The 11149-nt window shown below is 67.7% G+C and carries 13 protein-coding genes and 3 pseudogenes; 5 read left to right on the forward strand and 11 right to left on the reverse strand.

What is annotated here, in order from left to right; all coding sequences use genetic code 11:
• A pseudogene (locus tag AB0H93_RS42090) lies at positions 1-131 on the forward strand (IS5/IS1182 family transposase); the annotation flags it as partial.
• 9 nt (positions 132-140) lie between these two features.
• Here AB0H93_RS42090 and AB0H93_RS42095 read toward each other — a convergent pair.
• Positions 141-425 (reverse strand): hypothetical protein, encoded by a 285-nt coding sequence (locus AB0H93_RS42095; RefSeq protein ID WP_358582054.1) that lies wholly within the window; start codon positions 423-425, stop codon positions 141-143.
• A 204-nt stretch (positions 426-629) separates the two neighbouring features.
• On the opposite strand from AB0H93_RS42095, the gene AB0H93_RS42100 reads away from it, so the two are divergent.
• On the forward strand, positions 630-884 hold the full coding sequence (locus tag AB0H93_RS42100; protein WP_358582057.1) for a hypothetical protein: 255 nt from the start codon (positions 630-632) through the stop codon (positions 882-884).
• A gap of 390 nt (positions 885-1274) precedes the next feature.
• On the opposite strand, the gene AB0H93_RS42105 is transcribed toward AB0H93_RS42100, so the two are convergent.
• Positions 1275-1580 carry a hypothetical protein gene (locus tag AB0H93_RS42105; RefSeq protein ID WP_358582060.1) on the reverse strand — a complete coding sequence of 102 codons (306 nt, stop codon included), beginning with the start codon at positions 1578-1580 and terminating at the stop codon, positions 1275-1277.
• A gap of 110 nt (positions 1581-1690) precedes the next feature.
• Between AB0H93_RS42105 and AB0H93_RS42110 the strand changes: the two genes are divergently transcribed.
• Positions 1691-1948: a hypothetical protein gene (locus AB0H93_RS42110; RefSeq protein WP_358582062.1), complete on the forward strand. Its 258-nt coding sequence runs from the start codon at positions 1691-1693 to the stop codon at positions 1946-1948.
• 101 nt (positions 1949-2049) lie between these two features.
• On the opposite strand, the gene AB0H93_RS42115 is transcribed toward AB0H93_RS42110, so the two are convergent.
• The 4 genes from AB0H93_RS42115 to AB0H93_RS42130 form a co-directional block, all read right to left on the reverse strand.
• On the reverse strand, positions 2050-2496 hold the full coding sequence (locus AB0H93_RS42115) for a Fur family transcriptional regulator (RefSeq protein WP_358582065.1): 447 nt from the start codon (positions 2494-2496) through the stop codon (positions 2050-2052).
• A 138-nt stretch (positions 2497-2634) separates the two neighbouring features.
• Entirely contained in the window at positions 2635-3681 is a 1047-nt protein-coding gene (locus AB0H93_RS42120) for a hypothetical protein (RefSeq protein ID WP_358582068.1), read from the reverse strand.
• A complete protein-coding gene (locus AB0H93_RS42125) occupies positions 3678-4688 on the reverse strand; it encodes a GTP-binding protein (protein WP_358582070.1) in 1011 nt (336 codons plus the stop codon). Before AB0H93_RS42125 ends, AB0H93_RS42120 begins: the two co-directional genes overlap by 4 nt.
• On the reverse strand, positions 4685-4987 hold the full coding sequence (locus tag AB0H93_RS42130) for a hypothetical protein (protein ID WP_358582073.1): 303 nt from the start codon (positions 4985-4987) through the stop codon (positions 4685-4687). Before AB0H93_RS42130 ends, AB0H93_RS42125 begins: the two co-directional genes overlap by 4 nt.
• Positions 4988-5085: 98 nt before the next feature.
• Between AB0H93_RS42130 and AB0H93_RS42135 the strand changes: the two genes are divergently transcribed.
• Positions 5086-6057, forward strand: a complete 972-nt coding sequence (locus tag AB0H93_RS42135; RefSeq protein ID WP_358582125.1) for a zinc ABC transporter substrate-binding protein — start codon at positions 5086-5088, stop codon at positions 6055-6057.
• Between the two features lie 36 nt (positions 6058-6093).
• Here AB0H93_RS42135 and AB0H93_RS42140 read toward each other — a convergent pair whose 3' ends face one another.
• The 5 genes and pseudogenes from AB0H93_RS42140 to AB0H93_RS42160 form a co-directional block, all read right to left on the reverse strand.
• Positions 6094-6828 carry a class I SAM-dependent methyltransferase gene (locus tag AB0H93_RS42140; RefSeq protein WP_358582076.1) on the reverse strand — a complete coding sequence of 245 codons (735 nt, stop codon included), beginning with the start codon at positions 6826-6828 and terminating at the stop codon, positions 6094-6096.
• A 37-nt stretch (positions 6829-6865) separates the two neighbouring features.
• Entirely contained in the window at positions 6866-7279 is a 414-nt protein-coding gene (locus tag AB0H93_RS42145; protein WP_358582079.1) for a hypothetical protein, read from the reverse strand.
• A gap of 430 nt (positions 7280-7709) precedes the next feature.
• Positions 7710-7955, reverse strand: a pseudogene (locus tag AB0H93_RS42150) (VOC family protein); the annotation flags it as partial.
• Positions 7956-8011: 56 nt separating this feature from the next.
• Positions 8012-8758, reverse strand: a pseudogene (locus AB0H93_RS42155) (IS110 family transposase); the annotation flags it as partial.
• Between the two features lie 293 nt (positions 8759-9051).
• Positions 9052-10116: a saccharopine dehydrogenase NADP-binding domain-containing protein gene (locus AB0H93_RS42160; protein ID WP_358582081.1), complete on the reverse strand. Its 1065-nt coding sequence runs from the start codon at positions 10114-10116 to the stop codon at positions 9052-9054.
• 71 nt (positions 10117-10187) lie between these two features.
• Here AB0H93_RS42160 and AB0H93_RS42165 point away from each other — a divergent pair, with 71 nt between their 5' ends.
• The gene (locus AB0H93_RS42165) at positions 10188-11102 is read left to right on the forward strand and encodes an NAD(P)/FAD-dependent oxidoreductase (RefSeq protein WP_358582083.1); all 915 of its coding nucleotides are present in this window, start codon (positions 10188-10190) and stop codon (positions 11100-11102) included.
• The last annotated feature ends 47 nt before the right edge of the window (positions 11103-11149 follow it).

Genomic DNA, 11149 nt, shown 5'->3' on the forward strand with positions numbered 1-11149 from the left:
CGATCGCATGGCTGCACGGTCCCCGCCGCCTCCGGATCCGGTGGGAAGTCAGCGACGACATGCATGACGGCTTCCTCCAACTCGCTCACTGCATGATCCTCGCCGCCAAACTCCCCACATCAGCATTCTGAAAGAACCCCTTAGAGTTGTTCCGCCAGCAACTCGCGCAGAGCGTGGGCCTGCTCGCGGGACAGCTCGACGATCACCAGGTCGGCGTCGTCGCTGCGGGGCGGATTGAGCCAGGTCGGTCCCGGCGGGCTCCAGCTGTACTCACCGTCGTTCGCCTCGCCGACCGCTGTGCGGTATTGCTCCCAGGCAGCTTGTTTGCTGATCCCGAGCGCGGCGCCGATCTGGGTCCAGCTCGCCCCGGCGGAGTGGGCGCGGCGGACCGCCGCGGTGCGGTTGTGCTCGGAGAGGTGATCCAAGTTGTCCCGCTACGGCGTGCAGGGCAAGCGCCAACACCTGGCATGAGATCGATTGGGACCTCGAAGGCGGGATGCGCAGCCTGGCCGAAGCCGACGCCGCCGGCGTCAACCGGGTGTGGCCGCACCACCCCGCCAACCAGCTTTCCCGGCTGCTGCCCGCCGTGCTCGCGCCGCTGGCCCGCCACCAGGCGCGGCACCGCCCTGGTGGGCAACGCCATCAGCACCGCTGCCGCCATCGAGGACAGCCGCCACGGCGGCGACGGCGTTGAGCACGTCGCCGCCCACGCCGAGGCCAGCGCCGCGCGCGCCCGCCGCACCACCCTACGGCCGGAGTCCGCGATGAATCGCCCGGGATCGATCGTGATCAGCTCTCGCGCACCGTGGGCCGACCTGCGGCAGCGCAAGCAGACCGTTTACGACTCCATCGACGCCCAGCACCGGCGGAAAGGCTCGCTCTGATGGCTCGGTTCAAACGGCTCACCTGGGCTGATCTCGACAATCTCACCCGAGACGAACTGCTCCCCTGGCTGGAGGCCGAACAGGCGTACTGGGCACGTAATTCGCATGATCACGGGCGCTGATCTCCACGCAGGCGAGGCACTTTTGGGCATATGTAAGGGCCTTCGCAGCTGCGGAGGCCCTTACCGGAATGCCAGCTCGAGTTTGACGAGCGTCTTTCGCACTTCTGAACTCCGTCCTTGAGTTGGACCATGCATTCCTTCGGGGCTGTCGCGATCGCCCCTTCGGTTCACCGACCCTCTCAATCGATTCACCGCACTTTTAGTACACGCCTGTTCAGGGCATAAGTCAATGAATCGAGCCGTCTGAGCTGCGAAAAACGGCGCGTGCTCAGCGGGCGCGGAACGGGTTGTCCCGGAGATCCGGCGGATGCTCGGTTTCGCCCCGGCGGTACCGCTCGGCCTGCCAGGCTTCCCAGGCCCGTTCCAGTTGCGGCGTCGAACTGGTCGGCAGGGTGGTGGTCTCGCATAAGGTGTGGAAGTCCAGGTCCGGTTCGGCCAGCCGACGCCGCCGCTCGGCCCGCACGTGCCCACGCACGGCCGCGCCGTCGAGGTTCTCTGCGCGACGGGCGCGGGCCAGTTCGTCCACATCGGCGGCGATGCGCTCCAGCACAGCGGCGACCCGCGCGAGATCCATGGCTCGGTTGCCTTCAGGCGAGGTGCCCTGCTGCGGCGCTCGATGGGGGCTCCGCGCCGGCGGGCACAGGGCATTTCCGGCGCCCCGTGATAGAAGGAGCTTGGCTGGCCATGGATCGGATCGAGATCGCGGACGAGGTGTTGGCCGAGCATGGCTTGGGGAGGGGCTGCTGCACGATTCGTAGAGAAGTGATTTCGATTCGGGTAGAAGCCGCCAGCGGAGATTTTAGCGTTGGTGTTCGAGGGTGCTTGAACCCCTACCAGTGGGTGGAATCCCTGAACCGGGGATTCGTCTCCATGTCGGCGATGCTAGCGCTGGGGAGCGCGCGGTTCGGACAGCAATCCCTTGGACTCGGCCTGTTTGGATGAAAGAGGCGTACATCGTGTCCGTTCCGCAGGCTGGGCGCGGTTGCCGACCGAGTGGGTTCTGGCGGCGTGCAGTAGTTCGTGAACGTGGCCGAGCTGGCTGTTCAGCGTGTGTTGTTGGTGGCTATTGGGTGGGCTTCGGCGGGTTGTGGCGTCGAGCATCTCCCGCAATGTCCTGAGATTTCCAGGAGCAGGTGTGAATCTGCGAAGCCGTGGTCGTTTGCGACGGCGGCAGCCCATTCGTCGGCGAACGTCACCGTGATCGGGACTCGTCGTTGGCAGTCTCGGCACACCAGGCGGTGTGTCTGGCCTTCGGTAGCGGTGCAGAAGAGTTGGGTGCCGTTCGCGCTGTGGATGAGTTCGGCGTGACCGGAGGCGACGAGGGCGTGCAATGATCTGTACACGGTGGCCAGGCCGATGTCGTGGCCGTTCACGTGCATGGTGAAGTGGAGTCGTTGGGCGCTGACAGAGCCGTGGGCGTCCACCAGGGCCTGGAGTACGGCTTCCCGATTGGGGGTCCACTGGCTGGTCCCGTCGTGTGTAGGAGTCATGGTTGCCGAGCTCCTCGCGATTGCCGGGCGCGTGTTCGTGCGCCTGCTCCTGTCTTCGAGCGGGTCGTGGGGCGAGGCGGGGTGGGCACACCAGGTGCGCTCACCCCGCCTCGCTCATACCTGGGCTTTGGCCGCGCGTCAGGTGATGGTCAGGGCGTCGATGCGTCCGGATCGGCGTCCGATGTAGACAATCGAGCTGGCCGTGTTGCTGCTGGTGATGATCGCGGTGACCGGGTCGTCGTCGCGGACACCGCTCGCCGGGCGGAGTTCGTCTCCCGGTTGGGTGGTACCGGCGATGCGCCACACCAGCACGTTGCCGTCTTGATCACCGCTGACGAGGATCTGCCGGTGGCCGGGGACCCAGGCGAAGACGGACACGGCGGCTTGGTGCCCGATGAGGACCACGCCGGCGCGGCCGGTGGGTCCGCGACCGGAGAAATCCCAGCAGGTGAGGACTTCGGCGGATTCGCAGGCCATCCAGCGGCCGCCGTCTTCGAAGGCCAGGTGCGAGACGGTGGCCGGGAATCCGGACATCTCGAAGTCCGAGCCGTCGTCGACCTTCCAGCCGTGCAGGGTGGCGTCCTGGGAGCCGCCGACCACCCAGCGGCCGTTCGGTGCGGAGGCCAGTCCTGAGATCGCGCCCGGCGCCTCCAGAGCGTTGGTGATCCGGTTGGTCTCGGGTTCGAAGATCGTCACGCCTTGGTAGGACGACGCCGCTACCCGTAGCCGCCCGCGTGGCCACAGTACGTTGGTCACGGTGCTGGACAGCGGGGCCGAGCTCCAGCGGGTCGCGCCGTCGCGGTCCAGGACGCGCACCCTCCTGCCGTCGGCGACCGCCAGGAACTGGGATTTCTTGTCCCACGCCGCGGAAGCCGACCATCCGGTCGCCTCACTTCGCAGCGGCTCGCCGTCGGTGGCGCTCCACAACCGTCGGCTTGCCACGCCCAGTGCGGCGATCCGGGTGCCGTCCGGGCTTGCGGTGACGGCCAGCAGCGCATCGCCGAGATCCCGCTCGTAGCGAGGTGAGCCGTCGGGGTCGATTACGCGCACTGCGCCTTCGGACCCTCCGGCCAGCACGGCATGAGGGTGCCCGTTTCCGCCGGGCAGGACGTCGAGGGCGACGACAGGTTCGCCGAGGTCGGCCTGCCAGCGGGGCCGCAGCGAGTTGTTCTCGAGGGTTTTCACGCCGATGCCTCCGCGGTCGCCGGTTCCAGGCAGGCGTGGAACTCCCGTTCCAGTTGGTCGCGGTCGAGGTTGCGGCCGATGAACACCATCCGGTTGCGGCGCGGTTCGCCGTCGCGCCAGGGCGCGCCGAGGTCGCCGTCGTGGAGCATGTGCACGCCCTGGAAGACGTAGCGCTGGTCGCTTCCGGCGAGGTTGAGGATTCCCTTGCTGCGGAACAGGTCCGTGCCGCGTTCGCCCAGCAGCACGCCCAGCCACTCGTTGAGCTTCTCGACGTTGACCGCGCCGTCGGCCTCGATGCCCACACTGGTCACGGTGAGGTCGTGCTGGTGGTCGGTGTCCTGCAGGAACTCCGGTTCGTCGGCGAGGATCTTGTCCAGGTCGAACGCGTGCACGCCGAGCACCTCGCGGAGCTCCACATCGCCGTGCCGGGCGGGCAGGATGCGCACGCCGGCGTTGATGCCGCGGATCCGCCGCTGGACCTCGTCGATCTCCTCCGCGTCGACGAGGTCGATCTTGTTGAGCACCACACGGTCGGCGAAGGCGAGCTGTTCGACCGCCTCGTTCTCGGCGCCTTCGGGCTTTTCGTCGTCGAGGTGCTGGACGATGTGCTTGGCGTCGACGACGGTCACGATCGCGTCCAGGCGCAGCTGCGTGCGCAGGGTGTCGTCGACGAAGAACGTCTGCGCGACCGGGGCGGGATCGGCGAGGCCGGTGGTCTCGATGAGGATCGCGTCGAAGCGGTCCTTGCGCTTGATCAGCGCGCCGAGGATGCGGATCAGGTCGCCGCGCACGGTGCAGCAGATGCAGCCGTTGTTCATCTCGAAGACTTCTTCTTCGGCATCGAGCACCAGGCCGTCGTCGATGCCGACCTCGCCGAACTCGTTCTCGATCACGGCGATGCGCATGCCATGGTTCTCGGTGAGGATCCGGTTGAGCAAGGTGGTCTTGCCGGCGCCGAGGAATCCGGTCAGCACCGTCACCGGCACCCGGTTGTCGGTTTCGCTCATCGTGGTGCGTTCTCCCCTTCGGGTCGGTTGGTCAGGATCGCCCGGACGGCTTCGTCGTCTACTTCGGACACCCGGGCGTGGATCGTCCAGCGCCGCGGCGGCTCGTCGAGCACGGCGATCTTCGTTTCGATCGGCGGGCAGCCGGGCTCGGCGCAGGCGAGTTCCTGCACCGTCACGGCCGCGTCGGCGGGCAGGCCGAGGGCGGCGCGGACGAGCTCTGCGATTTCGCCCGCTCGGTCGGCGCGCCCGGGATCGGGCCGGTTCGACCGGCTGAGCAGGCGGCCCAACGCTTCGTTCATCACACCTCGCAGATCTTCGCTGGACTCGACCCTAGATGATAACGACAATCATTGTCGATTATGTTCGAAGGGCTCGCGAACGACGGAGGAGGAACTCGATGACGTGCAGTGCAGGCCGCAGGTCCGGGGTGGTTGTGGCCACCGCAGGGCTCGGTGCGGCGGTTCTGGTGCTGGCCGGATGTGGCGTGGTCCGGTCGGAACCTCGTGCGGATGAGGGCAGGATCGACGTCGTGACCTCGACAAATGTCTGGGGGAGTGTCGTGCGGGAGATCGGCGGCGATGCTGTCGACGTGCGGCCGTTGATCAGTAACCCGGTCGTCAACCCGCACACCTACGAAAGCGTTCCCGAGGACGCGGTCAAGATCGCCGAAGCGGATCTGCTGGTGTTCAACGGCGGCGGCTACGACGAGTTCGTCGAGAAGATCTTGGCTGCCGCACCGCGGGCCAATCCGACGGTCGAAGCTTCTACGCTCGCCGGCGAGCCGCAGCAGCACGTGCCGGAGCCCCAGGCGGTCGGGGGGCATGGCCACTCCCACGACCATTCGGTCAACGAGCACTTCTGGTACGACTTCCACGCCGTTGACGCAGTTGCCGACCGGGTCGCCGCCGGTCTCGGCGAGCTGCAACCCGCGAAAGCGCAGGAATTCGCCGCCAACGCGGAGCGGTTCCACGCGGGTGTCCGCCGGCTTGCGGACCAGGCCCGGCAGATCGCGGTGGCGCGACCGGGTGCCGAGGTAGTGGCGACCGAGCCCGTGGCGTTCTACCTGATCGAGGAGTCAGGGCTCACCGACATCACCCCGGACAGCTTCGTCGATGCGGTGGAAGCCGGGAACGACCCGCCTGCGGCCGCATTGGCGGAGACCCAGGACGCGCTCGACGCGCGGCGAGCCTCGGCCCTGGTGTTCAACCCGCAAACGGAAGGGCCGGTAACCGCGCAACTTCGCGTGCGCGCCGAGCAGCTGGGCATTCCGGTGGTCTCGATGACCGAAACCCTTCCCGCGGGACAGGATTACCTGCAATGGATGGCGGGTCAGGTCGACTCGCTCCGTCGCGCGGAGGGGCTGGCGTGACCGGGCCGGGGGCAGGACCGCGCCTGCCCCCGGCGGTCAGGCCTGTTCTCGGGCGATGGCGAACATGCCGAGATCTGCCGGCTCCAGGGCGTGCAGCCGCAGGCCTGATCCGGCGAGTTCTTCGCGTAGCAGCGGCTCGGTGACCAAGTGCCAGGCGTAGCTCAGCTTGCGCTCGTCGACGACCTGCTCGCCCTGGTAGGTGCGGTAGGTCATGTGCCAGGTCAGCAGCTGGTCACCAGCGGGTTCGGCGCGTGCTCGGCACTCGTAGTGCCGCCGTCCGATGTGTCCGGTCGACGCCACCGCTTCCGGGATCTCGGTCGGCTCAGACGGGGGCTGGAGGTTGAGCACCGCCCGGCCGCCCGGTGCGAGGCGCTTGGCCAGCAGTGCCCAGATCGCCCGGCGCTCGTTCGGCGCGAAGTGGCCGATGACGTTCATGGCGACCACGAGGCTCAGCTGATCGGGGAGGTCGGCCTCCAGGAACCCCTCCGGCAGGACCGTTACCCGCTCGCGCAGCGAGTCGTCGGTGTTGATCCTCGCCAGTAGTGCCGCGCGCAGCCCGGGGGAGGGCTCCACCGCGAAGATCTCGGCATCCGGCAGCGAGTCCCCGATCGCCAACGTTCCGTAGCCGCTTCCTGCGCCCACGTCCACGACCGGGCCGGCAGCGGGGTCGGTCATCTTGATCGCTGCGGACAACGCGGGGCCGAGGTCGTTCCAGAACGGGCTGATCAGGATGTCGATGAACTCCGCTGACTCGGCGTATTCGTCGATCACGAGACTCCTCACTGCTCTGTTCGAGCTTTGCGTCGGTTCAGTTCTGGACGGCTTGGCGGACGTGCTGGAGTCGCCGCAGGCGTTGCGGAAGTCCGTCAACGGCCAGCGGCGTGGTTTCGAGCCAGCGGGTCAACTCCGCGATGTCCTCGGCGGTTTCCACCGGGCCGACGAGGATGGTTGGGCCTAGCGGCTGGCGGGTGCTGGTGCATCGCTGCACCAGCACGACCTGCCCAGTTGCTTGCGGTGTCGAGGCTTTCCTGGCGTGGCACCACATGCGATCGAGCGGGCAGGCCGCGCGCACGAGCACTGCGTTGGGGGAGCGTCGAATCGTTTCCCGAAGGGCGTCGAGCAGTGGAAGCTCCCCGCTTTCCCCGCAGCTGTCGCAGAAGATGACGGTGAACCCTGTCTGGGAGTTGTTTTCGGTGCTGCGGCGTGGTTTTCGATCCATCAATGTCCCTGGGTTCTGCAGCCCGCATGCGGGCCTTGTCGGCGCGACGTAGGTCGCGGTAGGTAATGATAACCATTTTCATATAATTCGAAAACCCTGTGGCCAGGCCGTGGTGAGGTTCGGCCAGGCCGTGCCCTAGCTGGTACAGCAGGATGATCAGAGCCGGTGCTCGCCGAGCGGCAGTGCAGGCGTGTGGTTGACCGGGCGGGCGGAGTTGATGGCGACGGCGATGTTGCTGGCGTTGTGCAGAAGTGCTGCTAGCACGGGGTTGATGGAGTCGGGGGGTGCTGGCTCAGTTCGACCACGGCCGGAACCTGCCGGAGGTCGTTGCTGGCCAGGCGATGCCGGCGGTTTCGAGCGTCACGTGCGGGGACTACGTGCGCCATGACGATGCCGATGTCGGCCATGCCAGCGGGGGGCCCCTATGTCGGTGTCAAGCCATTGCGGTGCCTGTGGGTGAGGTTTGGGGCGTCGTGGCGGCCTCCTTCGTGGCAAGGCAGAAGGGATGGCCAGCGGGGGCGAGCAACACGCTGAACCGGTGCCCTCCGGGTTGGAACTCTGGGCGGACCGCACCCAGGTCCAGTAGATGCATCTCAGTTTGATCGAGGTCGTCGACGCGGAAGTCGAGATGAACCCGCAGTGGGGCGGCAGGGTCGGGCCACGGGGGCGCCTGGTGGTTGGTAGTCCGCTGGAAGTCAAGCCGGACGTTGTCATCACCAGCGGTTGGTGCAGCGTGGTTTTCAGACTGTCAGCGAGACGAGGCAGAACCGTGTCAGCAGCAGAGGTACCGGGGACGACGACGGTCTGCTGGTCGAGTGCGGCGAGGATGTCGGTGACGAGTTTCTCGCCCATGCGTGGGGCGTGTTTGGTGGCGATGGAGGTCAGCTTGCGGCGTCCGGCCTTGCGCAAGTCTGCGGGCCCGCCGCAGCGGGAGAGGGTCTCCAGCACCGCCGGGTGGTTCATCCGTGGGCCCATGACACGTTCGAGGGCCGGGTGGATGCCGGTGAGCAGGCCGCGGATGCGGTTGCTGAGCCGGGTCGCCTCGCCGGCGAGGTCGTCGTCATAGCCGATGAGGACACCGAGTTCGGCGATGGCTTCGTCGTTGGTGTCGATGCGGCGCAGTGTGTGGGGTAGGGTCCGGGCGGCTTCAGCGATGACGTAGGCGTCGCGGGCATCGGTTTTGGCGTTGCCCGGGTAGAGATCGGCGATCCGGCGCATCGCCAGGCCTGGCAGGTAGGCGACGTCGTGCCCGCAGGCGCGGGCCACGGTCACCGGCAGTGCCCCAATGGTGGCGGGCTGGTCCACGACGACCAGGATCCGGCCGTAGCGGGCGGCCAGCCGGTCCAACAGCTCCCGCAACTGCGGTTCGTTGTTGGGCAGCGCGGCGTTATGCAGCTGCTTGCCACCCGGGGCCAGGCCGACGGCGTGGTGTTCGCCTTTGCCGACATCGAAACCGAGGAACACGCCGTAGTCGGATTTCATGGACGGTGTCTTTCACTCTCGTGGTGGCCTGGTCACCGATCAGGCACCGACGTCCGGCAGCCACGTTACGACGAGACCTACCCTGCGGGTGGCCGTGTCCCTATCAGCGGTCTATCGATGCCACCGGGCCCGGTGACACCACCCCCCGGATCATGCGTGCGACTGGGGGACAAAGTCATGCCGGACCCGGCGACCAGGGGCCCAAGATCAGAGCCACGAAGAAGGTAACGGGGGCGTCGTTGATGCCGTCGCTGGCATGGCGACCGTGTGGCCCCCGGCCCGCAGGTCGCGGATCAGCTGGAGCTTCGCCTGCTGGTGGCGGTGTGGATGGTGAGCGAGTGGACGAGGGGGTCGTGGCGGAGGGCTTCGATGGTGCCCGCCGGGTCCAGGACGCCGTCCGCGAAGTGCACTCCCGGGCCGATCTTCTTCTGGAGGACTGCGTCCGCCGTCAACGCCGCCACCACGCCACTGAGCTGGTACGGATCGCCGGTGCGAAGGGTCGCCGAGGATGAGCCGGTGCTCGCCGTGAGGACGTAGTACGGATCGCGCTCTCGCAGGTCGGAGACCGCCGCCTGGATCAGCATCCCGGCGTATTCGTCCCGATGCTCGGGATCGTCCGCCCAGGCCATCGCCAGAGCGGTCGGAATGGCCTCGGAGGCGTAGGCGGTGTAGAAGCGCAGCTCTTCCACGCGGAGTTCGGCGGCCAATCGGACGCTCTCGGTCGGGAGGAACGGCATCGCGTCGACGGGTTCGGGGAAGCCGGGCAGCCGGATGCCGCGCCGCGGCGACAGGGCTCGCGAAACCACGGTGCCGCCTCGCCACTGGGCCAGCGATTCCCCGAAGTCCGGTCCTTGCGCCAGGAGGATGTCCGCCGCGGAGGCCGGTGTCATGCGCACGGCGCCGCCCACGTTGATCTCCAGCCGATCTTCTCCGGGGCCTGCGATGAGCCGGGGGAGCAGCCCGGTCAGGCCTGGCATCAACCCGGCGGAGAAGACCGCTGCGCGGTCGCCGAAGGTCGAGCCGAGCGCACGGCGGGCTGGTACGTCGCCGGCGACGTCGACGTAGTGCGCGCCCGCGCGCAAAGCTGCCCGGGCGACGGTGTCGAGGATGCGGTAGGAGGGTCCGGCGCAGTTGAGGACCAGATCGGCGCCAGCGCAGAACCTGTTCAAGCTTTCCCGATCATCGATGTCTACATAGGACGTATCGATGTCGTGGAGGTCGCTGAGTTGAGTTCGGCCCCGCTCCGGGTTGCGTCCGCCGACGCGGATCCGGACGTGGCCGGACTCGGCGAGCCGGCGGACGGCCGTTGCGCCGACCTCTCCGTAACCGCCCAGTGCGGCGATGAGCTGATCGGCCATCGTGCCCCTTTCGCAGATCCTGCGTAACAATGATAATCGTTTCCATTAGTTGCCGAACAGAGGGAGCAAACGTGTTCGACGTGATCGTGATCGGCGGTGGGCCCGCCGGGCTCAGCGCCGCGCTCGTGCTGGGTCGACAGCGCCGCCGCGTGCTGGTCGCCGACGGCGGCCAGGTCCGCAACGCACCGGCCGACGAGATGCACATGTACCTCAGCCGGGACGGTTTCTCGCCGCACGAGCTGCTGTCGCTGGGGCGTGCGGAGATCGCTGTCTACCCGAGCATTGAACTGCGGTCCGGCCAGGTCGCCTCGGTTTCCGGTGGCATCGACGACTTCACCGTCGAATTCGCCGACGGAAGCCGTGAGCGGGCACGTCGGCTGATCCTGGCGACCGGGCAGGTCGACGAGCCCTACGACATCCCGGGAGTGCCGGAGCGCTTCGGCCGCAGCATCTTCCATTGCCCCTTCTGCCACGGCTGGGAGGCCACCGGCAAGACCTTGGCGGTGCTCGGTCGCGATGTCCCGCAGGTGATGCTCGGCCTGTACCTGGCCGATCGCTACAGCGACGACGTGGTCGTGGTGACCCACGGCCCGCACGAGCTGCCGGACGAGGTGATCGCCAAGCTGTCCGGCCGCGGGGTGGAGGTGCGCACCAAACCGCTGGCGAAGGTGACCGGGGAACTGGACGCGCTGCAGCTGAACTTCGCCGACGGCTCGACGCTGGAGCGGCAGGCCATTTTCCACCGAGCGCCGACCCGGCAGCGCGCTCCGTTCGCCGCCGATCTCGGGTGCGCGATCCTGGAGGACGGCTGTGTGCAGGTCGACGAGCTGCAGGCCACCACGGTCCCGGGTGTTTCCGCGGCTGGGGACATGGCTCGGGTCCCGGCGGTGCCGGACGCGCTGACGTTGGTCAGTCAGGCCGCTGCCGATGGTGTTCGTGCTGCGGTCTGGGTGGAACAGGGCCTGTTCCGCGCGAGCCTGGCCTGACCCCTGCCGTGAGTGCTTTGGGGTGCGATAACGCCCCAAAGCACTCA

It is taken from the genome of Saccharopolyspora sp. NPDC050642 (assembly GCF_040654735.1).
In the GTDB taxonomy this organism is placed as follows: domain Bacteria; phylum Actinomycetota; class Actinomycetes; order Mycobacteriales; family Pseudonocardiaceae; genus Saccharopolyspora; species Saccharopolyspora elongata.

Coding starts and splice junctions, on each gene's coding strand:
- AB0H93_RS42105 (WP_358582060.1), bottom strand. CDS start 1,580: ATGGATCTCGCGCGGGTCGCCGCTGTGCTGGAGCGCATCGCCGCCGAT.
- AB0H93_RS42125 (WP_358582070.1), bottom strand. CDS start 4,688: ATGAGCGAAACCGACAACCGGGTGCCGGTGACGGTGCTGACCGGATTC.
- AB0H93_RS42135 (WP_358582125.1), top strand. CDS start 5,086: ATGACGTGCAGTGCAGGCCGCAGGTCCGGGGTGGTTGTGGCCACCGCA.
- AB0H93_RS42130 (WP_358582073.1), bottom strand. CDS start 4,987: ATGAACGAAGCGTTGGGCCGCCTGCTCAGCCGGTCGAACCGGCCCGAT.
- AB0H93_RS42160 (WP_358582081.1), bottom strand. CDS start 10,116: ATGGCCGATCAGCTCATCGCCGCACTGGGCGGTTACGGAGAGGTCGGC.
- AB0H93_RS42115 (WP_358582065.1), bottom strand. CDS start 2,496: ATGACTCCTACACACGACGGGACCAGCCAGTGGACCCCCAATCGGGAA.
- AB0H93_RS42110 (WP_358582062.1), top strand. CDS start 1,691: ATGGATCGGATCGAGATCGCGGACGAGGTGTTGGCCGAGCATGGCTTG.